The 18,915-nt window shown below is 74.4% G+C and carries 17 protein-coding genes; 10 read left to right on the top strand and 7 right to left on the bottom strand.

Annotated features, from left to right (window positions below; all coding sequences use genetic code 11):
- Nucleotides 1-59: 59 nt before the first annotated feature.
- Nucleotides 60-485, top strand: coding sequence for a hypothetical protein (locus H596_RS21880; RefSeq protein ID WP_051213166.1), 426 nt, complete (start codon nucleotides 60-62; stop codon nucleotides 483-485).
- 325 nt (nucleotides 486-810) lie between these two features.
- On the opposite strand, the gene H596_RS0115170 is transcribed toward H596_RS21880, so the two are convergent.
- From H596_RS0115170 to H596_RS0115160, 3 genes are all read right to left on the bottom strand, one after another.
- Nucleotides 811-1,833 carry a Fe(3+) ABC transporter substrate-binding protein gene (locus H596_RS0115170; RefSeq protein WP_027285600.1) on the bottom strand — a complete coding sequence of 341 codons (1,023 nt, stop codon included), beginning with the start codon at nucleotides 1,831-1,833 and terminating at the stop codon, nucleotides 811-813.
- Between the two features lie 153 nt (nucleotides 1,834-1,986).
- A complete protein-coding gene (locus H596_RS0115165) occupies nucleotides 1,987-3,582 on the bottom strand; it encodes a cisplatin damage response ATP-dependent DNA ligase (protein WP_027285599.1) in 1,596 nt (531 codons plus the stop codon).
- Nucleotides 3,583-3,706: 124 nt separating this feature from the next.
- Nucleotides 3,707-4,720, bottom strand: a complete 1,014-nt coding sequence (locus H596_RS0115160) for a ligase-associated DNA damage response exonuclease (RefSeq protein WP_027285598.1) — start codon at nucleotides 4,718-4,720, stop codon at nucleotides 3,707-3,709.
- Between the two features lie 33 nt (nucleotides 4,721-4,753).
- Here H596_RS0115160 and H596_RS21875 point away from each other — a divergent pair, with 33 nt between their 5' ends.
- The 4 genes from H596_RS21875 (at nucleotide 4,754) to H596_RS0115140 (ending at nucleotide 10,316) form a co-directional block, all read left to right on the top strand.
- The gene (locus H596_RS21875; protein ID WP_084602852.1) at nucleotides 4,754-7,282 is read left to right on the top strand and encodes a ligase-associated DNA damage response DEXH box helicase; all 2,529 of its coding nucleotides are present in this window, start codon (nucleotides 4,754-4,756) and stop codon (nucleotides 7,280-7,282) included.
- Between the two features lie 86 nt (nucleotides 7,283-7,368).
- Nucleotides 7,369-8,067, top strand: a complete 699-nt coding sequence (gene pdeM / locus H596_RS0115150; RefSeq protein WP_027285597.1) for a ligase-associated DNA damage response endonuclease PdeM — start codon at nucleotides 7,369-7,371, stop codon at nucleotides 8,065-8,067.
- Nucleotides 8,068-8,148: 81 nt separating this feature from the next.
- On the top strand, nucleotides 8,149-9,585 hold the full coding sequence (locus H596_RS0115145) for a cryptochrome/photolyase family protein (RefSeq protein ID WP_027285596.1): 1,437 nt from the start codon (nucleotides 8,149-8,151) through the stop codon (nucleotides 9,583-9,585).
- The gene (locus H596_RS0115140) at nucleotides 9,582-10,316 is read left to right on the top strand and encodes a metallophosphoesterase (RefSeq protein ID WP_211225291.1); all 735 of its coding nucleotides are present in this window, start codon (nucleotides 9,582-9,584) and stop codon (nucleotides 10,314-10,316) included. The genes H596_RS0115145 and H596_RS0115140 overlap by 4 nt, the downstream gene beginning before the upstream one ends.
- A gap of 14 nt (nucleotides 10,317-10,330) precedes the next feature.
- On the opposite strand, the gene H596_RS0115135 is transcribed toward H596_RS0115140, so the two are convergent.
- Nucleotides 10,331-11,086: an enoyl-CoA hydratase gene (locus tag H596_RS0115135; protein WP_027285594.1), complete on the bottom strand. Its 756-nt coding sequence runs from the start codon at nucleotides 11,084-11,086 to the stop codon at nucleotides 10,331-10,333.
- Nucleotides 11,083-12,294, bottom strand: coding sequence for a flavin-dependent oxidoreductase (locus H596_RS0115130; protein ID WP_037301696.1), 1,212 nt, complete (start codon nucleotides 12,292-12,294; stop codon nucleotides 11,083-11,085). Before H596_RS0115130 ends, H596_RS0115135 begins: the two co-directional genes overlap by 4 nt.
- Nucleotides 12,295-12,449: 155 nt before the next feature.
- Here H596_RS0115130 and H596_RS0115125 point away from each other — a divergent pair, with 155 nt between their 5' ends.
- On the top strand, nucleotides 12,450-12,848 hold the full coding sequence (locus H596_RS0115125; protein WP_037301693.1) for a RidA family protein: 399 nt from the start codon (nucleotides 12,450-12,452) through the stop codon (nucleotides 12,846-12,848).
- Nucleotides 12,845-13,918 carry a tRNA epoxyqueuosine(34) reductase QueG gene (gene queG / locus H596_RS0115120; RefSeq protein ID WP_027285592.1) on the top strand — a complete coding sequence of 358 codons (1,074 nt, stop codon included), beginning with the start codon at nucleotides 12,845-12,847 and terminating at the stop codon, nucleotides 13,916-13,918. Before H596_RS0115125 ends, queG begins: the two co-directional genes overlap by 4 nt.
- On the opposite strand, the gene H596_RS0115115 is transcribed toward queG, so the two are convergent.
- Both H596_RS0115115 and H596_RS0115110 read right to left on the bottom strand, forming a co-directional pair.
- Nucleotides 13,884-14,315 (bottom strand): hypothetical protein, encoded by a 432-nt coding sequence (locus tag H596_RS0115115; protein ID WP_027285591.1) that lies wholly within the window; start codon nucleotides 14,313-14,315, stop codon nucleotides 13,884-13,886. The genes queG and H596_RS0115115 overlap by 35 nt on opposite strands.
- The gene (locus H596_RS0115110; protein WP_027285590.1) at nucleotides 14,312-15,793 is read right to left on the bottom strand and encodes an N-acyl-D-amino-acid deacylase family protein; all 1,482 of its coding nucleotides are present in this window, start codon (nucleotides 15,791-15,793) and stop codon (nucleotides 14,312-14,314) included. Before H596_RS0115110 ends, H596_RS0115115 begins: the two co-directional genes overlap by 4 nt.
- Before the next feature lie 129 nt (nucleotides 15,794-15,922).
- Between H596_RS0115110 and dctP the strand changes: the two genes are divergently transcribed.
- The 3 genes from dctP (at nucleotide 15,923) to H596_RS0115095 (ending at nucleotide 18,871) form a co-directional block, all read left to right on the top strand.
- Complete coding sequence (dctP, locus tag H596_RS0115105) at nucleotides 15,923-16,900, top strand: TRAP transporter substrate-binding protein DctP (protein ID WP_027285589.1); 978 nt, start codon at nucleotides 15,923-15,925, stop codon at nucleotides 16,898-16,900.
- A 77-nt stretch (nucleotides 16,901-16,977) separates the two neighbouring features.
- Nucleotides 16,978-17,565: a TRAP transporter small permease gene (locus H596_RS0115100; protein ID WP_027285588.1), complete on the top strand. Its 588-nt coding sequence runs from the start codon at nucleotides 16,978-16,980 to the stop codon at nucleotides 17,563-17,565.
- 28 nt (nucleotides 17,566-17,593) lie between these two features.
- On the top strand, nucleotides 17,594-18,871 hold the full coding sequence (locus tag H596_RS0115095) for a TRAP transporter large permease (RefSeq protein WP_027285587.1): 1,278 nt from the start codon (nucleotides 17,594-17,596) through the stop codon (nucleotides 18,869-18,871).
- Nucleotides 18,872-18,915: the final 44 nt, after the last annotated feature.

Raw genomic sequence — 18,915 nt, 5'->3', positions numbered from 1 at the left:
GATCTTCTATTTGCGAATCACTCGCATTTGCAGTAAGCCCATCGCCACGGAGGTTCCCGATGGCGACACATGGCCTGCCCGCCTGGCCCCTTCTCGGCGCCGAGGCCGATGCGCTGCCCGAGGCCGAGCGGCTGCTGCTCGACGCGCTGCGCGCCTGGGCGGGGGATGGCCCCGCCGGCCCCGTGGCGGCCGCGGCGCTGGTGCTGGCGAGCGCCGGGGCGGAAGGCGCCGCCCTTGCCCTCGATGCGGCCTGGCGCGGGCTTCCGGGGCTGGTGGCGCGCGCGCCGCTCTGCCCCTGCCTTGCGCCCGAGGAGGCGCATCTGCTCCAGGCCCTGGGGGCGGCCCAAGGGGGGCGGCGCAGCCTTGCCCTCGCCCTTCTCCACCGCCTCGCGCCGCCGCTCGGCGCCTATCGGGCCATGCCCGCGCTGCTGCTCGCCGCCGCCGCCCTGCGCCGCGCGGGGGTGCGCCTGACGCAGATCGGCTGAAACGGTCGGCATGACATGCCGACCGTATGGCGCGCAGGGTTGGCGGGCACCCATCGAAGCTTTGCTTCGATGGGACCCGGTGTGGCGGCTGCGCGCAAAACAAAGGCATACCAGCGGCCGCACCGGCCCCTCAGGAGTCGAAATCAGCGGCCGCTGGTATGAAACGGGCGGCGGCCACGACGAGGACATGTCGGCGAGAGCGCCGCCTTCTCCGAACGCGAAGAAGGCGGCCGCGCCCAACCCTGTGGCGGGATGGATGGCCGCCGATGTCGGAAGGCCCCCTTGCGGGGCGTTCCGCGAGGCCCCGCGGCCGCGGGCGGAGGGGTCAGCGCCAGCCCGCGCGCTGCATGATCCGCAGCGCCTCGGGCGAAAGGGCCGCGAGCCGCGCGGCGTTCAACGGATCCTGCCGGAAGGGGCCGAGGCTGCGCAGGAAGGCGCTGGGCTGGGCGTCCGCCACCACCGGGTATTCGCTGTTGCCGTCGGCGAAGAGCGACTGCGCCTGCGGCCCGCTCAGATAGTCGAGGAAGGCGACGGCCGCCTCGCGGTTCGGCGCGGTGCGCACCACCCCAGCCCCGGAGATGTTCACATGGGTGCCGCGATCGCCCTGGTTGGGGAAGAGCACCGCCATGCGCTCCGCGATGGCGCGGTCCTCCGCGCGCGGCGAGCGCGCGAGATGGCCGAGATAATAGGTGTTGGAGATGGCGAGCCGCCCCTGCCCCGCGGCCACGGCCCGGATCTGGTCCGTGTCGCCGCCCTGGGGCGGGCGCGAGAGATTGGCCACGACGCCGCGCGCCCAGGCCTCGGTGGCCTCCGGCCCATTCGCGGCCAGCACGCTGGCGGCCCAGCCGATGGTGTAGATGTTGCCCGAGGAGCGGGTGGAGACCATCCCGCGGAACTCGGGCCTCGCCAGATCCTCGTAGCGCGCGAGCCCGGCCGGAAGCCCCAGGGCGCGGTCGTACATCACCACCCGCGCCCGCACGGAGAAGCCGAACCAGTGGCCCTGCGGGTCGCGCAGATGGGGCGGGATGCGGCTGTCCAGCACGGCGGAGCGGATGGGCTGCAGCACCCCCGCCTCCTGGGCGCGGGCGAGGCGCCCGGCATCCACCGTGATCAGCACATCGGCGGGGCTGTTCGGGCCCTCGGCGCGGATGCGCTCCAGAAGCTGGTCGGCATTGGCCTCGATCAGCCGGATGCGTACCCCCGTCTGGCGGGTGAAGCTCTCGTAGAGCTCGCGATCCGTGTCGTAGTGGCGCGAGGAATAGAGGCTCAGCGTGCGCTCCTGCGCGCGCAGCGCCGCGGGCGCGGCGAGGCAGGCGGTGGCGGCGGCGAGCAGATGGCGACGGTGCATGGCGAACCCCGATGACAGGTGGCGCGGTGTTACCGCAAATGCGAACCATTCGCAAGAGAGATGCGAATCACTCTCATTTGACGGGCCGAGCGTGCCCCCATCGCCCCTCTGCCGCCTTGATCGGCCGCAACCCAGGGCGTCGCGGGGCGTCCTTCATCGCGGCGCCGCGCCCGACTCCGCCGCCAGGGCGGCCACCGCCTCGACCCCGTCCGCCTCGGCCGCGGGCTTGTCGCGCCGGATGCGCGCGATGCGCGGAAAGCGCAGCGCGAAGCCCGATTTGTGCCGGCGGCTGCGCTGCGCGGCGTCGAAGGCCACCTCCAGCACCAGCGTCTTCTCCACCTCGCGCACCGGGCCGAAACGCGCCACCGTGTGCTCGCGAATCCAGCGGTCGAGCCAGGCCAGCTCCTCGTCCGTATAGCCGGAATAGGCCTTGCCCACCGGCACCAGCTCCCCCTCCTTCCAGACGCCGAAGGTGTAGTCGGAATAGAAGCTGCTGCGCTTTCCGTGGCCGCGCTGGGCGTACATCAGCACGCAGTCGAGCGTGAGCGGGTCGCGCTTCCACTTCCACCACAGCCCTTTCACCCGGCCCGCGAGGTAGGGGCTGTCGCGCCGCTTCAGCATCAGCCCCTCGATGGCCGCCGCCCGCGCCTGCGCCCTGAGCCGCGCGAGTTCCTGCATGCTCTCGAAGGGGATCAGCGGCGAGAGATCCATCCGCGCCGGGCGGCTGCGCGCGAACCAGGCCTCGAGCCGCGCCCGCCGCGCCGCGAAGGGAAGCCCGCGCAGATCCTCCGCCCCGTCGAAGAGCATGTCGTAGAGGCGCACGGCCACCGGGAAATCGCGCTGCAGCCGCGCCGTCACGCTCTTGCGGTTCAGCCGCTGCTGCAGGTCGGAGAAGGGCGCGACCTCCGCCCCGCGCAGCACCACCAGCTCCCCGTCCAGCACGGCGTGGAACCGCGCCGCCGCAACGATCTCGGGGAAGGCGGCGGAAATGTCCTCGCCCGCGCGCGACCACAGCCGCGCCCCGCCCGGCCCGCCCGTGATCTGCACGCGGATGCCGTCCCATTTCCACTCGGCGCACCATTCGGCCGGGTCGAGCGCGGCGGCCTCGCGCTCCTCCAGCGGATGGGCGAGCATCAGCGGCCGGAACACGGGCGCGCCCGCCGGGTCGGGGCGCGGGCCCCTGCCCTCCAGCCAGAGGAAAAGCGGCTCATAGGGCGGCGCCACCCCGTGCCAGACCTCCTCGACCGCGCCCACCTCCACCCCCGCCCATTCGGCGAGGGCGAGCCGGGCGAGCCGGCCCGAGGCCCCGACGCGCAGCCCGCCGGTGACGAGCTTGATCAGCGCGAGCCGCCCCCCGGCGTCCAGCGCATCGAGCCAGCCCGCGATCAGCCCCGGGATGTCGGCGCGCGAGGCGGCCTCCAGCGCCCCCACCACCTGCGAGAGCGCGGGCGGCGGCCCGGTGAGGCCCTCCGGCTCGGGCCAGAGCAGGGCGATGGTCTCCGCGAGATCCCCCACATAGTCGTAGCTCAGGGCGAAGAGGGTGGGGTCGGTGCGCGCCGCCGCCATCTCGCGCAGCAGGGCGGGTTTGGCCGTGCGCAGCCTGAGCTCGCCCGAGAGGGCGGCGAGGCCGATGCCCCGTTCGGGGTCGGGCTGGCTGTCGAACCAGCCGCGCAGCAGCGCGAGCTTGCCCGCCCGCCCGGGCGTGAAGAGCAGCCGCTCCAGCAGCTCGGCGAAGGCCGGAAGGCTCATGCCCGCGGCCACCGGCATGGCTGCGTGCCGGCGCGGCCCCGCACGCCCGGGCCCCGACGCGGCGCGCCGCATCGGGTGTCGGCGCCCCGGCATGCGGGGAGGTCCGGCGAAACCGCCTGCCGCATCACTCCCCCTCCTCCGCGCGCCCGATCAGGTGCAGCGCGCGCCCGCGCACGCCGCGCCGGCCGAGAGCGTGGATCAGCGCCTCCTCCCGCCCATGTGTGATCCAGACCTCGGGCGCCTGCACCTCCTCGCAGGTGGCCAGCAGCTCCGGCCAGTCCGCGTGGTCGGAGATCACGAGCGGCAGCTCCACCCCGCCCTGCTTCGCGCGCTGGCGCACCCGCATCCAGCCGCTCGCCAGGCAGGGCAGCGGCTCGGCCAGCCGGCGCGCCCAGCGATCGGCGATGGCCGAGGGCGGCGCGAGCACGATGGCGCCGGCCAGCTTCTCCTTCCCCGCCACTGTCGCCGGCGGCAGGGGCCCGAGCGGCACGCCCAGCCGCTCGTAGAGCGCGCAGAGCCGGGCCAGCGCCCCGTGCAGCGGGATCGGCCGGTCCCAGCCCGCGGCGCGCAGCAGCGCGATCAGCCGCTGCGCCTTGCCCAGCGCGTAGCAGCCGATGACATGGCTGCGCTCGGGAAACAGCGCGACGCTGCGCAGCAGCCGCGCGATCTCCTGCTCCGCCGGGGGGTGGCGGAAGACGGGCAGGGCGAAGGTCGCCTCGGTGACGAAGACGTCGCAGCGCTCGGGCTCGAAGGGCGGGCAGGTCGGGTCCGGGCGGCGCTTGTAGTCGCCGCTCACCACCACGCGCGCCCCGCGCCATTCGAGGCAGACCTGCGCGCTGCCCAGCACATGGCCGGCCGGGCGAAGCCACAGCCGCACCCCGTTCACCTCCAGCGCCTCTCCGTAGCGCAGCGCCTGCTGCGTCCCGCCCGCGCGCTCCTCGCCCAGCCGTTCGCGCATCAGCGCGAGCGTCTCGGCGGTGGCCAGCACATGGCGGTGCCCGGGCCGGGCGTGGTCGGAATGGGCGTGGGTGATCACCGCCCGGTCCACGGCGCGCAGCGGGTCCACGAAGAAGCCTCCGGGTTCGCACCAGAGGCCCGCCTCGGTGACGCGCAGCCAGGTTTCGGGATGGGGTGGCATCGGGCTTCCCGCGCCATATAGGGGGTGGCGCGCATGACCGCACTCCCGCCCCCCTTCGCCCGCTGGTTCGCCGCGCGCGGCTGGACGCCGCGGCCGCACCAGCTCGTCCTGCTCGAGGCGGCGCGGCAGGGCCGCTCCGCCCTGCTCATCGCCCCGACTGGCGGGGGCAAGACCCTGGCCGGCTTCCTGCCCTCCCTCCTCGCGCTGCACGAGCGGCCGCGCGAGGGGCTGCACACCCTCTATGTCTCGCCGCTCAAGGCGCTGGCGGTGGACATCGCGCGCAACCTCACCGCCCCGGTGCGGGAGATCGGCCTCGACATCCGCATCGAGACGCGCACCGGCGACACGCCCCCGAACCGCCGCGCGCGGCAGCGCGAGCGCCCGCCGCACATCCTGCTCACCACCCCCGAGAGCCTGCTGCTTCTCCTCTCCCTGCCCGAGGCGGCGGGGCTCTTCGCCGGGCTCGAGGCGGTGGTGGTGGACGAGGCGCATGCGCTGGCCGGCACGAAGCGCGGGGACCAGCTCGCCCTCGGCCTGTCGCGCCTCTCGCGCCTCGCCCCCGCCGCGCGGCGCATCGGCCTCTCCGCCACGGTGGCCCACCCCGAGGCGCTGCGCGCCTGGCTCGCCCCCGGCGCCCGCGCCGGGGAGGTGGCGCTGATCCGCGGCGAGGCGGGCGCCGCGCCGGTGATCGGGGTGCAGCTTCCCGCCGGCCGGCTGCCCTGGGGCGGGCATATGGGCCTCGCCTCCGCGCCCGAGATCATGGCGGCCATCGCCGCGGCGCGCGTGAGCATCGTCTTCGTCAACACCCGCGCCCAGGCGGAGCTGATGTTCGCCGCCCTCTGGCGGCTGAACGAGCAGGCCCTGCCCATCGCGCTGCACCACGGCAGCCTCACCGTCGAGCAGCGCCGCAAGGTGGAGGCCGCAATGGCCGAGGGGCGGCTGCGCGCCGTCGTCGCCACCTCCTCGCTCGATCTGGGCATTGACTGGGGCGATGTGGACCAGGTGATCCAGGTCGGCGCGCCCAAGGGCGTCTCGCGCCTGCTGCAGCGCGTCGGCCGCGCCAACCACCGCATGGAGGAGGCCTCGCGCGCCCTGCTCGTGCCGGCCAACCGCTTCGAGGTGATCGAATGCGCCGCGGCGCTCGAGAGCATCGCCGCGGGCGAGCTGGACGGGGAGCCGCCGCGCCCGGGCGGCCTCGACGTGCTCGCCCAGCACATCCTCGCCATGGCCTGCCACGCGCCCTTCCACCCCGACGAGCTCTATGCGGAGGTGACGCGCGCCGCCCCTTATGCCGCGCTCTCCCGGCGCGACTTCGACGACGTGCTCCGCTTCGTCGAGGATGGCGGCTACGCGCTCCGCGGCTACGAGCGGTTCCGCAGGCTCTTCCGCGACGCTGAGGGGCGCGTGCATGTGCGCGGGCCCGCGGTGGCGCGGCAGTTCCGCCTCAACCTCGGCACCATCGTCGAGGCGCCGCTCGTGAAGGTGAAGCTGCGCGGCGGCCCGGTGCTGGGCGAGGTGGAGGAGTGGTTCCTCTCCACGCTGCGCCCCGGCGACGCCTTCCTCTTCGCCGGACAAGTGCTGCGCTTCGAACGCATCGCGGGCGCGGCGGCCGAGGTGAGCCGCGGCGGCGAGGGCGATCCGCGCGTGCCCGCCTATGCGGGCAGCCGCATGCCGCTCTCCACCCATCTCGCCGGCCGGGTGCGCGCCATCCTCGCCGATCCGCGGCGCTGGCGCGCCCTTCCCGGGAGCGTGCGCGACTGGCTGCGCCTGCAGGCGCGGACATCCGCGCTGCCGCGCGCCGACGGGCTGCTGGTGGAGAGCTTCCCGCGCGGCGGGCGCTGGTTCCTCGTCGCCTACGGCTTCGAGGGGCGGCTCGCGCACCATTCGCTCGGCATGCTGGCGACGAAGCGGATGGAGCGCCTGGGCTGGGGGCCGCTCGGCTATGTCGCGAGCGACTACGCGCTGGTCGTCTGGAGCGCCTTCGAACCCGGCGATGTCGCCGCGCTCTTCGCCGAGGATCTGCTGGGCGAGGAGCTCGAGGAATGGATCGCCGAGAGCAGCGTGCTGCGCCGCAGCTTCCGCCACATCGCCACCATCGCGGGGCTGATCGAGAAGCACCATCCCGGCGCGGAGAAGAGCAGCCGGCAGATGAGCGTGAACGCCGACCTGATCTACGAGGTGCTGCGCCGCCACGAGCCCGACCATGTGCTGCTGCGCGCCACCCGCGCCGAGGCCGCGCGCGGCCTGACCGATGTGGGGCGGGTGGGCGCGCTGCTGGCGCGCGCGAAGGGCCGCATCACCCATCGCCGGCTCGATCACGCCTCGCCCCTCGCCGTGCCCGTGCTCATCGAGGAGGGGCGGGAATGGGTGGCCGGCGGCGCGCAGGAGGCGCTGCTCGCCGAGGCCGCGGCGCTGGTGGAGGAGGCCACGGGCGGGCGCGAGGCCTTCGAGGAGACGCCGCCCCCGGCCGGGGAGGAGGGCTTCGCGCCGCGCCCCGAACGGCCGCGGGCCGCGCGCCGGGGCCGCTTCACGCGCAGCGCGCCGCGCGCGCTGCGGCGCTGATCCCGCCCCCCAGGCGCGGCCAAACCCATTGCGGCGCGCCGGCGCATCGCGCAGAACACGCCCCCCATGACCGAGAGCCCCCGCGCGTGAGCCTTGCGCCCCTGCACATGGCCGGCGAGCGGCTGATGCTCTGCCCCATGGGGGTCGCGCTCTGGCCGGCCCGGCGCAGCCTGATCGCGGCCGACCTCCACCTCGAGAAGGGCAGCCATTTCGCCGCGCGCGGGCGGCCGCTGCCGCCCTACGACACGCGCGCCACGCTCGAGCGCCTCGCCCTCGCGCTGCGCCGGCACGATCCGCGGCGGGTGATCCTGCTGGGCGACAGCTTCCACGACCCCGCCGGCGCGGCCCGCCTCGCGCCCGAGGATCTCGCCCTGCTGCGCCGGCTGCTGCAGGGGCGCGAGGTGCTGTGGGTGCTGGGCAACCATGACCCCTGCCCGCCCGAGGGTCTGCCCGGCGCGGCGGTGGATTCGCTCGAGGAGGGGCCGCTGCGCTTCCGCCACATCGGCGGGGCGGCGCTGGCCCGCCAGGGCGAGGCCGAGATCAGCGGCCATCTGCACCCCAAGGCGCGGCTGCTCACCCGGGCGGGGCCGGTCACGCGGCCCTGCTTCGTCAGCGACGGGCGGCGGCTCGTCCTGCCCGCGCTCGGCGCCTATGCGGGCGGGCTCGACCTCGCCGATCCGGCCTTCGCGGGGCTCTTCCCGCGCGGGGCGCGCGCCTTCCTGCTGGGGCAGGAGCGGCTCTACAGCCTGCCCGCCGCGCCGCATCGCGGGGCGCTGTCGGCCTGACGGCGGCGGCGGCGGGAGAAGGCCGGCCGCGGCGCGCATGACGCCCTTTCGCGCCGCAGGGGGCGCGCCCATGTCAGGCGCATGGTCATGCCCCGCCTCGTCTGGTTCCGCCAGGATTTGCGCATCGCCGACAATCCCGCCCTCGCCGCCGCCGCCGAAGGGCCCCTGCTCTGCGTCTATGTGCTGGACGACGCGGCGGCGGGGCGCTGGGCGCATGGCGGGGCGCAGCGCTGGTGGCTGCATCATTCGCTGGCCGCGCTGGAGCGCGCGCTGGCCGCGCGCGGCGCCGCGCTGCACCTCGCGCGGGGGAGCGCGCGCGAGATCATCCCGCGCCTGGCCGCCGCCATCGGCGCGGGCGAGGTTCACGCCGGGCGGCTGACCGAGCCCTGGGCCCGGGCGCGCGACGAGGCGGTGCACCGCGCGCTGGAGGCGGAGGGACGGCGCCTCGTCCTGCACACATCGAGCCTGCTGCACGAGCCGCACCGGATCCGCACCGGCCAGGGCCGGCCCTATTCCGTCTATACGCCCTTCGCCCGCGCCCTCTTCGCGCTGGGCGAGCCGCCGCCGCCCCTGCCCGCCCCCGCCCGCCTCCTCCCCGCCCCGGGCGCGCCCGAGGGGCTCCCGCTCGCGGCGCTGGGGCTGATCCCGGCCCCGCCCATCCCCGAATGGTGGCGGGAGTTCCCCGCGCACTGGACGCCCGGCGAGGCGGGGGCGGCCGAGCGCCTCGCGCGCTTCGCCCGCGCCGCGCTGCCGGCCTATGGCGCGCGGCGCAACACGCCGGGCGTGGAGGGCACCTCCGGCCTCTCGCCGCATCTGCGTTTCGGCGAGCTCTCGCCCCGGCAGGTCTGGCACGCCGCGCGGGCGGCCGGGGCGCGCGGCGAGGACGCGTTCCTCAAGGAAATCCTCTGGCGCGAGTTCGCCCACCACCTGCTCTGGCACCGCCCCGACATGCCCGAGCAGCCGCTCCAGCAGGGCTTCGCGCGCTTCCCCTGGCGGCCGGATGCGGCGCTGCTGCGCGCCTGGCGGCGCGGCCGAACCGGCTATCCCATCGTGGATGCGGGCATGCGCCAGCTCTGGCGCATGGGCTGGATGCACAACCGGGTGCGGATGATCGCCGGCTCGCTGCTCGTGAAGCATCTGCTGCAGCCCTGGCAGGAGGGCGCGGCCTGGTTCTGGGACACGCTGCTGGACGGCGACCTCGCCTCCAACAGCGCCTCCTGGCAGTGGGTGGCGGGCTGCGGGGCGGATGCGGCGCCCTATTTCCGCGTCTTCAACCCGGTGCTGCAGGGCGAGAAGTTCGACACTGACGGCGCCTATGTGCGGCGCTGGGTGCCGGAGCTCGCCCGGCTGCCCGACCGCTTCCTGCACAAGCCCTGGGAGGCGCCGGAGGCCGTGCTGCGCGCGGCCGGCGTGGCGCTGGGGCGCGACTATCCGAGGCCCGTCATCCAGCACGGGGAGGGCCGGGCGCGGGCGCTCGCGGCCTATGCGGCGCTGCGCGGCGCGGCCGAAGCGGCGTGAGCCTCACCCCGGCCAGCCTGCGCGCGCGCGGCTTCACCGGGCTGCGCGTGGTGGGCGACGTGCACGGAGATTCCGCCGGTTTCGCCGCCGCGCTGGAGGGCGCGCGCGCGGCGCGGCGCTTCGTGCTCCAGCTCGGCGACCTCACCGATTACGGCCCCGATGCGCCGGGCGTGCTGCGCCTCGCCTTCGCCATGCAGGATGCGGGCGAGGGCGTCTTCCTGCTCGGCAACCACGACCACAAGCTGCGCCGCGCCCTGGCCGGCGCGCGGGTGCGGGTGGCGGCCGAGGGGCTGGGGCGCACGCTGGACCAGCTCGCCCTCGTCCCCGACGGCGAGGCGCTCGCCGCCGAGGCCCTGCGCCGCTTCGCCGAGGCCCCCGCCTGGCTGCGCATCGGCCCCTGGTTCTTCGTGCACGCCGCCTTCCACCCGGCCATGCTCATCGAGCCCTCGCCCGAGGCGGCGGGCCGCCGCCGGCCGGATGGGCCCCTCGCCCGCGCCCTCTACGGCCAGGTCACGGGCCGCACCGCGGCGGACGGATTCCCCGAGCGCGTGCTGCACTGGCTCGATCAGGTGCCGGCGGGCATCACCGTCTATTGCGGACATGACCAGCGCTCGCAGGATGGGCGGCCCCTGCCGCTCAAGGGCCGGCAGGGCGGCATGGCGGTGTTCCTCGACACCGGCGCGGGCAAGGGCGGGCATCTCTCCTGGCTGGACCTGCCCTTTCCGGGGTGATTCCGCGCCCGGCGCTATCTCCGCCGCTGCAGGAAGCGCGCCATCATCGCGCGCGGCTCCTCGCCCTCCCAGGCCGCGGCGAAGGCCGGTATGCCGGCCGCGATGGCTTCGCCCAGCGGCAGATCCTCCCAGGCGCGGATCAGCGCCTTCTGGTCGGCGATGGCGCGCGGCCCCGCCTCGCGCAGCAGGCCGATCCATTCCTCCAGCGCCGCATCCAGCCCCTCGGGCGGAACCACGCGCTCGCAGAAGCCCCAGGCCTCGAGCGTCCCCGCCTCCAGGGTTTCGGCCAGCAGCAGCAGCCGGCGCGTGCGCCCCCAGCCGATCAGCCCGGGCAGCAGCGCGGCCTCCACCACCGAGGGGATGCCCACGCGCACCTCCGGCATGCCGAAGCGCGCCTCCGAGGCGGCGAGGCGCAGGTCGCAGGCGGCGGCGATCTCCATCCCCGCGCCCAGGCACCAGCCCTGGATGCGCGCGATCACCGGCACGCGGCAGGCGCGGATGGCGGCGCAGGCGCGGTGGATGCGCGCGATGAAGGCGCGCGCGGCCTCGGGCGTCTCGATCGCGCCCATCTCGCGGATGTCGGCGCCGCCGATGAAGGCGCGCGGCCCCTCGCCGGTCAGCACCACGGCGCGCGTGGCCTCGGGCGGGTCGAAGGCGGCGGCGAGCGCCTCGAGCAGGGCCGAGTTCACCACATTGAGCTTGGCGGCATGGTCCACGACCACCCAGCGCACATCGCCCCGCTCCTCCACGCGGATCGCGCCGCCGCTCATCGGGCGAAGCCCGCCATCTGCGCATAGCCCTTCGCGATGGCCGCCAGCTCCTCGGGCGCGATCACGTCCTCGATGCGCGCGAAGCCCTCGGGCGCGCGGGCGCTGACCACGTCCACCACGCGCTCGGGCCCGCCGCGGCGGTTGGCGAGCACGATCTCGCGCGTCGCGGGCAGGCGCTCCGCCTCATAGGCCTTGAGCGCGCGCGGCGCCGTGGTCTCCGCCAGCAGCCGCGCCAGCAGCCGCGCGTCCAGCACCGCCTGCGAGGCGCCGTTCGAGCCGACTGGATACATGGGGTGCGCGGCGTCGCCCAGCAGCGTCACGCGGCCCTGCGTCCACCAGGGCAGCGGGTCGCGGTCGCACATGGGATACTCCCAGAACTCCGGCGTGGCGCGCACCATCGCCTCCACGTCGAGCCAGGGCACGCGGAAGCGCTGCACATGGGGCAGAACCTCCTCCAGCCGTCCGGGGCGCGACCAGTCCTCGCGGCGCGGCGGCGGGCGCGCGGGGTCGCCGATCTGTGCGCAGACCACCCAGTTGGTCAGCCGCGTGCCGGGGCTGCGGCCCTCCGCGATGGGGTAGAGGACCAGCTTCTCGGTCATGTCGCCCGCGACGATCATCACGTCGCCGCCCTCGAAGGCCGGCCAGTCCACCGCCCCGCGCCACATCTGGATGCCGTTCCAGCGGATGCCGCCATCCTCCGGGTGGAGCAGCCGCCGCACCGCCGAGTGGATGCCGTCCGCCCCGATCAGCGCGCGCCCGCGCCGGGTGCTGCCGTCCTCGAAGCGGGCCGTCACGCCGCGCCCGTCCTGCGCGAAGCCCGCGAGCCGCTTGCCCGTGTGCAGGTGCTGGGGGCCAAGGCGCTCCAGGGCCGCCCGCCAAAGAACGCCATGCAGACGGCCGCGGTGGATGGAGAATTGCGGCACATCGAAGCCCGCGTAGATGCCACGCGGCTCGGTCCAGATCCGGTTGCCGAAGCGGTCGAGGTAGCGCAGCTCGCGCGTGCGGATGGCGACCGCATCCAGCGCCGGCAGCAGGCCGAGCGCCGCGAGTTCGCGGATCGCGTGCGGCAGGGTGTTGATGCCCACCCCGAGCTCGCGCACCTCGCGCGCCGCCTCGAACAGCTCGCAGGGAATGCCGCGCTCCTGCAGCGAGAGCGCGAGGGCGAGGCCGCCCACGCCCCCGCCCGCGATCAGGATGGGCGCGCTCATCGCGCGGCGGTCTCGCAGACGGCGTGGCGGCGCAACGGCATTCCTCCCTGTGCTGGCCCGGCCATTCTGCGCCGCCCCAGGCCCGGCTTGAAGCCCGCCCCCCCCGGGGGGATGGGCCTTGCGCGCGCCGCCGCCGCCTGCGTAAGCCTCGCGCCATGACGCTGATCCGCCTCCAGCCGCCCGGCTGGCCGCCACCGCGGGGCTATGCCCATGGGCTTCTCGGCGAGGGCCGGCTGGTCGTCATCGGCGGCCAGGTGGGCTGCGACGCCGAGGGGCGCTTCGCCCAGGGCTTCGTCGCCCAGGCGCGCCGCGCGCTCGAGAACATCCTCGCCGTGCTGGGCGAGGCGGGCGGGGGGCCGGAGCACGTCGCGCGCCTTTCCTGGTTCGTGACCGACATGCGCGCCTATCGCGCCTCGCTGCAGGAGCTCGGCCTCGCCTATCGCGCCGTGATGGGGCGCTGCTTCCCCGCGATGACGCTGGTGGAGGTCGGCGCGCTGGTGGAGGAGGAGGCGCTGCTGGAGATCGAGGCCACGGCCATCCTGCCGGGCGGATGACGCCCGAGGCGGAAATCCGCGCCGAGGCGCATCGGCTCGGCTTCGAGGCGGTGGGCTTCGCCCGCGCCCATCTGGCCGAGGAGCACCGCGCGCGGCTCGACGCCTTCCTCGCCGCCGGCCGGCACGGGAGCATGGGCTGGCTGGCGGAGCGGAGGGAGCAGCGCGCCCAGCCCAAGGCGCTCTGGCCCGAGGTGGTGAGCGTGATCTCGCTCGGCCAGAACTACGGCCCCGCCCATGATCCGCTCGCGAGCCTCGCTCAGCCCTCGCGCGCCACCCTCTCCTGCTACGCCCAGGGGCGCGACTACCACGACGTGGTGAAGAAGCGCCTCAAGGCGCTCGGCCAATGGATGGCGCGGCGCTTCAAGGGCGTTCCGCTCAAGGTCTTCGTGGACACGGCGCCGGTGATGGAGAAGCCGCTGGCGCAGCAGGCGGGGCTGGGCTGGCAGGGCAAGCACAGCAACCTCGTCTCGCGCCGCTACGGCTCCTGGCTGTTCCTCGGCGAGATCTACACCGCCCTCGACCTCGCCCCCGACGCGCCAGAGGCCGACCACTGCGGCTCCTGCCGGGCCTGCCTGGACGCATGCCCCACCGCGGCCTTTCCCGCGCCCTATCAGCTCGATGCGCGGCGCTGCATCTCCTACCTCACCATCGAGCATCGCGGCCCGATCCCGGAGCAGTTCCGCGCGGCCATGGGCAACCGGATCTACGGCTGCGACGACTGCCTCGCCGTCTGCCCCTGGAACAAGTTCGCGCGCGTGGCGGCGGAGGCGGCGCTGCACCCGCGCGGGCCCGTCGCGCCCGAGCTCGCCGAGCTCGCGCGGCTCGACGAGGCGGGCTTCCGCGCGCGCTTCGCGGGCAGCCCGGTCAAGCGCATCGGCATCGCGCGGTTCCGGCGCAACCTCGCCATCGCCATCGGCAACAGCGGCGAGCCCGGGCTGCGCGGCGCGGCGGCGGCGCTGGCGGCGGAGGAGGATCCGGTGGTGGCGGAGGCCGGGGCCTGGGCGCTGGCGCGGCTCGCCGGGGGCGCGAGGCCGGTCAGGGGGCCGGCTCCTCGAGAATCCGCACCGTGATCCCGGAGGTGGCGCCCTCGCGCAGGCGCAGCCGCGCCTCGACCAGAACGAGCCGCCGCCCGCGCTCGGGGCGGCGGTGCAGGCATTCCCATTCGCCCTCGCCGCTGTCGGGCGCGGTGCAGGAGAAGCCGAGCCGGATCAGGTGCTGGATGGCCGGCCCGGAATCCCGCCCCGCGGGGGAGAGGCGCAGCAGCGCCTCGCGCATCGCCTCCGCGCCCGCGGTCGGGCCGCGGCGCAGGTAGCGGTCCAGCTCGGTGACCGGCCGCCGGTCGGGCCAGACCCAGGCGATGAAGAGCAGCCCGAGCCCCAGCAGGCCCAGCATGAGCAGGGCGCGGCTCAGCGTCCCCTTCGGCAGCAGCGGGCCGCGCCGCGGCGTGGGCTCCGGCTCGACGATCACGCGCGCTGCGGGCGGCGCGGATTGCCGAGGAAGCGCCCCACCCCGGCGGTGGTGTGCGCCGCCCCCTCGCGGTAGGTGGTCTCGCCATTGCACCAGACGCGCAGGATGCCCTCCGAGGGCGCGGTGGGCTCGGCATAGGTCGCGCGGTCCCGCACCCGGGCGGGGTCGAGCAGCACGAGGTCGGCGAAGGCGCCGGGGCGGATCACGCCGCGGTCGGGAATGCCGAAGACCTGGGCGCAGCGCCCCGTCATCTTGTGGATGGCCGTCTCCAGGCTGAACAGGCCGATCTCGCGCACATAGCGGCCCAGCACGCGCGGGAAGGTGCCCCACAGACGCGGATGGGGCTTGGCGTCGTGCGGAATGCCGTCGCTGCCGATCATGCTGCGCGGGTGCGCCATGATGCGCTGCACATCCGCCTCGTCCATCGAGAAGGTGATGGCGCCCGCCGGCAGCAGCCGCTCGGCCGCGGCGCGGCGCGTCATGCCCCACTCGCGGGCGATGTCGTCGAGGTCGCGGCCCGCCATCTCCGGAAAGGGGACGGACCAGGTGATCTGCACCTTCACGTCCTGGCGGAGCTTGTCGGGCATCAGCACGGTCGAGCCGGCCGGATAGGGATAGACGTCGAAGGCCACGGGCTGGTCCTGGCCGAGCGCGTCCATCAGCGCGAGCGTCTCGCGCGAGCGGCCGAAATTCTCGCTCATCGTGCATTTGTGGTGGCTGATCACCACCTCGACGGGGCCGGGCTCGCCGCCCGCCTCGCGGCCGATGCGCAGCGTCTCGCGGATCGAATCGAGGACATGGTCGCCCTCGTCGCGCATGTGGGTGACGTAGAGGCCGCCCTCCTCGCGCAGCACCTCGGCCACCGCGATCACCTCCTCGGTGGGGGCCTGGGCGTTGGGCGGATAGTAGAGGCCGGTGGAGAAGCCGCCCGCGCCCTGGCGCAGCGCCTCGCGCAGGCGGTTCTGCATGCGCGCGATCTCGGCGTCGGTGGCGGGGCGGTACACGTCGCCCTCCATCGCCTCCATGCGCAGCGACATGTGCCCGCACAGCGCGAAGCTGTTCACCGCGGGCGGATTCTTCGCCAGCGCCTCGGCGTATTCCCCGAAGGAGCCGAAGCGCCACCACGCCTCGTCGCCCAGCAGGTCGAGCGGCGGCGGCGGGCGGTTCGCAAGCCGGGTGGGCGCGAGGCTGATGCCGCAATTGCCGACGACCACGGTGGTGACCCCCTGGCTCGACTTGCAGTGCAGGCAATCCGGGCCGCAGAGCACGGCGCGGTCGTCATGGGTGTGCGCGTCGATGAAGCCGGGGGCGAGCACCTGGCCCTCTGCGTCCAGCTCCTCCCGCCCGCTCGCGCCCTCGAGCGCGCCGAGGGCGAGGATGCGGTCGCCCTCCACCGCCACATCGGCGCGAAAGCGCGGCGCGCCGCTTCCGTCGATCACGGTGGCGTTCCGGATCACGAGGTCGCAACGAAACGGCATGTCTGGCCCCCCTCTCTCCCCGCCGATCATGGGCAAGACGGGCGGCGCGGCCAATCCGTCCCCGGCGCGGATTGCGCGCCGCGGGGCGGATGCCTTATGCCTCGGGCGTCAAAAGGGAGGATCCACCGCATGCCCGTCTTCCGCCGCCCGGCGCTTCTCGGCGCACTCGCCGCGCTGCTCGCCGCCCCCGCCATGGCCCAGACGCAGATCACGGTGCAGCACGCGCTGCCGCTCAACAGCCATTACGGGGCCGGAGCGACCGCGCTGAAGGAGACGCTGGAGCGCCTGACCAACAACCGCATCCGCGTGAACATCCAGCGCAACGACAACGAGCGCGAGATGATCGAGAGCGTGCAGATCGGCACCATCGACTGCACCATCACCTCCACCGGGCCCGTGGGGAACTTCGTGCCCGCGGTGCGCAACGTGGACGTGCCCTTCCTGTTCCGCGACTACGCCCATGCCCGCGGCGTGCTGGACAGCGAGATCGGCCAGGGGCTGCTCAACCAGTTCACCCCGCGCGGGCTGGTGGGCGTGATCTGGATGGAGAACGGCTTCCGCCACCTCACCAACTCGCGCCGCGAGGTGAACGCGCCGGCCGATGTGCGCGGCATGAAGGTGCGCACCATGGAGAACCAGGTGCACATGCGCGCCTTCTCCACCCTCGGCGCGCTGCCCACGCCCATGGCCTTCAGCGAGCTGGTGCCTGCGCTGCAGCAGGGCACGGTGGACGGGCAGGAGAACCCGATCCCGGTGATCGTGGCGAACAACCTCAACCAGGTGCAGCGCTTCCTGACGCTGACCGCGCACGTCTATTCGCCCGCCGTGCTGATCTGCAATCCGGGCACGCTGAACCGCATGAGCGCGGCCGACCGCGCGCACTTCATGGAGGCCGCGCGCGCCGCCCAGCGCGCCAACCGCGAGCGCGTCTCGGCCGACGAGGCGAGCGGCGTGGACGAGCTGCGCCGCCGCGGCATGACGGTGGTGACGCAGGTGGACACGGCGGCCTTCCAGGCGGCCCTCGCCCCGGCCTTCGCCGAGTTCGAGCGCACGCTGGACGGCGCGCTGCTGCGCCGCATCCGCGACTGGCGCCCGGCCGGCGGCTGAGCCGCCGCTTGGCGAGGGCGCGGCCCGCCCGCGCCCTTCCCGCTCCCGCACCGCACCGGGCGTCCCGCATGAATCCGATGAACCTCCTGCCGCTGCAGGTCACCGTCGCGGCCACGCTGGCGACGGTGGGCCTCGCGCTCTGGGCCGGATCAGGGAAGGGGCCGCGCGCGGCGCTGCGCCGCGCCGTGCTGGGGCTCGATCGCCTCAGCACCGGCGTCGCCGCCCTGCTCTCGGTGCTGGCGCTGGCGGTCGCGGTCTTCGCGGGCGCCTGGCAGGTGGTGGCGCGCTTCGCCACCGAGACGCCCTCCATCTGGTCCGAGGCGCTGGTGCGCACGGCGCTGATCTGGATGGCCTATATCGGGCTTGCGGTCGCGCTGCGGGCGGGGGCGCTCGTCTCCATCGACCTGCTGCACCAGCTCTCGCGCGGGGCGCTGCGCCGCGCCGTCGAGGCGGCGGGCCTCGCCTTCTGCCTCTCGCTGCTGGGCGTGATGTTCTGGTTCGGCTGGATCATGGCCGAGCGCGTGCGCTTCCAGGAAATGGCGGGGCTCGAAATCTCGATGGCCTGGGGCTATGCGGCCATTCCCATCGGCGCGGTCTTCGCCATGGTGGGCGTGCTCGCGCATTTCTTCGACCGCCGCAGCGCGGAACTGGACAACGCGGCGTGAGGCCGCCGGCCGGCAAGGAGGCGCGCTGATGGGCGGCGTCATGCTCACCGTCATGCTGGTGCTCTTCGCGCTGTCGGTGCCGGTGGCGGTGGCCATCGGCGTGGCGGCGGTGGTGGGCGTCACGCAGTTCACCAGCTTCCCGCTGATCGTGGCCGCGCAGCAGCTCTTCGTCGCGCTGGACCGCTTCCCGCTGGCGGCCATCCCCTTCTTCATCCTGGCCGGCAACCTGATGGATGTGGGCGGCATCTCGCGCCGGCTGGTCGAGTTCGCGCGCGCCATCGTGGGCGGCATCCAGGGGGGGCTCGCGGCCACCTGCGTCGTCACCTGCATGATCTTCGCCGCCATCTCGGGCAGCTCGGTCGCCACCACCTTCGCCATCGGCGCGATCATGATCCCCGCCCTGGTGCGCGCGGGCTATCCGGTGGGCTTCGCCGCCGCGCTGCAGGCCACGGCGGCCGAGCTCGGCGTGGTGATCCCGCCCTCCATCCCCATGATCCTCTACGGCGTGACGACGCAGACCTCCATTCCGGAGCTCTTCATCGCGGGCTTCGCGCCGGGGCTGCTGATCGGGGGCGCGCTGATCGCCACGGTGCTGATCTGGTGCCGCGTCTGCGGCTGGGGCAGGCGCGACGGCGAGGGCCGGCTGCCGCTTCTCGCCGCCACCCGCCAGGCGGGCTTCGCGCTGCTGATGCCCGTGCTGGTGCTGGGCGGGATCTACGGCGGCGTCACCACCCCCACCGAGGCCTCGGTGGTCGCCGTGGTCTATGCGCTGATCGTGGGCGTGCTCGTCCACCGCGAAATCCGCCTGCGCGACCTCTTCCCCATCTTCCGCAAGAGCGTGATCACCTCGGCGGTGATCATGTTCATCATCGCCTGCGCGGGGCTCTTCTCCTGGCTGCTCAACCGCCAGGGCGTGCCGGACGCGATGGCGGGCTGGCTGGTGCGCACCTTCGACAGCCCCGGCGAATACCTGCTGATCGTGAACCTGTTCCTGTTCGTCGTGGGCATGTTCATCGAGACCTCGGCCTCCATCATCGTGCTCGCGCCCATCCTGCAGGAGGCCGCCGGGCGGCTCGGCATAGACGGCGTGCATTTCGGCATGATCATGGTAGTGAACCTGGCGCTGGGCATGGTGACGCCGCCCTTCGGCGTGAACCTCTTCGCCGCCGCGCAGGTGGCGGGCTGCGGCCTGGACCGGATGATGCGCTACCTCGCGGTCTTCATCGCCGTGATCCTGGGCTGCCTGATGGTGATCACCTATGTCCCGTGGCTCACCCTCGCGCTGCCGCATCTCGTGTTCCGCTGAGGCGCGCTTGACCTGACCATGATGGGAAGGCCGAAGCTTTCCCG

The organism is Rubritepida flocculans DSM 14296 (genome assembly GCF_000425365.1).
Taxonomy (GTDB): Bacteria; Pseudomonadota; Alphaproteobacteria; order Acetobacterales; family Acetobacteraceae; genus Roseococcus; species Roseococcus flocculans.
Note: the sequence above shows the minus strand (reverse complement) of the source record. Positions and strands in the feature narration are given on the sequence as shown.

Excerpts from the sequence above, each read along its gene's own strand:
- H596_RS21880 (WP_051213166.1), top strand. The coding sequence starts at position 60 with ATGGCGACACATGGCCTGCCCGCCTGGCCCCTTCTCGGCGCCGAGGCC.
- H596_RS0115170 (WP_027285600.1), bottom strand. The coding sequence starts at position 1,833 with ATGCACCGTCGCCATCTGCTCGCCGCCGCCACCGCCTGCCTCGCCGCG.
- H596_RS0115165 (WP_027285599.1), bottom strand. The coding sequence starts at position 3,582 with ATGAGCCTTCCGGCCTTCGCCGAGCTGCTGGAGCGGCTGCTCTTCACG.
- H596_RS0115160 (WP_027285598.1), bottom strand. The coding sequence starts at position 4,720 with ATGCCACCCCATCCCGAAACCTGGCTGCGCGTCACCGAGGCGGGCCTC.
- H596_RS21875 (WP_084602852.1), top strand. The coding sequence starts at position 4,754 with ATGACCGCACTCCCGCCCCCCTTCGCCCGCTGGTTCGCCGCGCGCGGC.
- H596_RS0115145 (WP_027285596.1), top strand. The coding sequence starts at position 8,149 with ATGGTCATGCCCCGCCTCGTCTGGTTCCGCCAGGATTTGCGCATCGCC.
- H596_RS0115135 (WP_027285594.1), bottom strand. The coding sequence starts at position 11,086 with ATGAGCGGCGGCGCGATCCGCGTGGAGGAGCGGGGCGATGTGCGCTGG.
- H596_RS0115130 (WP_037301696.1), bottom strand. The coding sequence starts at position 12,294 with ATGAGCGCGCCCATCCTGATCGCGGGCGGGGGCGTGGGCGGCCTCGCC.
- H596_RS0115125 (WP_037301693.1), top strand. The coding sequence starts at position 12,450 with ATGACGCTGATCCGCCTCCAGCCGCCCGGCTGGCCGCCACCGCGGGGC.
- queG (WP_027285592.1), top strand. The coding sequence starts at position 12,845 with ATGACGCCCGAGGCGGAAATCCGCGCCGAGGCGCATCGGCTCGGCTTC.
- H596_RS0115110 (WP_027285590.1), bottom strand. The coding sequence starts at position 15,793 with ATGCCGTTTCGTTGCGACCTCGTGATCCGGAACGCCACCGTGATCGAC.
- dctP (WP_027285589.1), top strand. The coding sequence starts at position 15,923 with ATGCCCGTCTTCCGCCGCCCGGCGCTTCTCGGCGCACTCGCCGCGCTG.
- H596_RS0115100 (WP_027285588.1), top strand. The coding sequence starts at position 16,978 with ATGAACCTCCTGCCGCTGCAGGTCACCGTCGCGGCCACGCTGGCGACG.
- H596_RS0115095 (WP_027285587.1), top strand. The coding sequence starts at position 17,594 with ATGGGCGGCGTCATGCTCACCGTCATGCTGGTGCTCTTCGCGCTGTCG.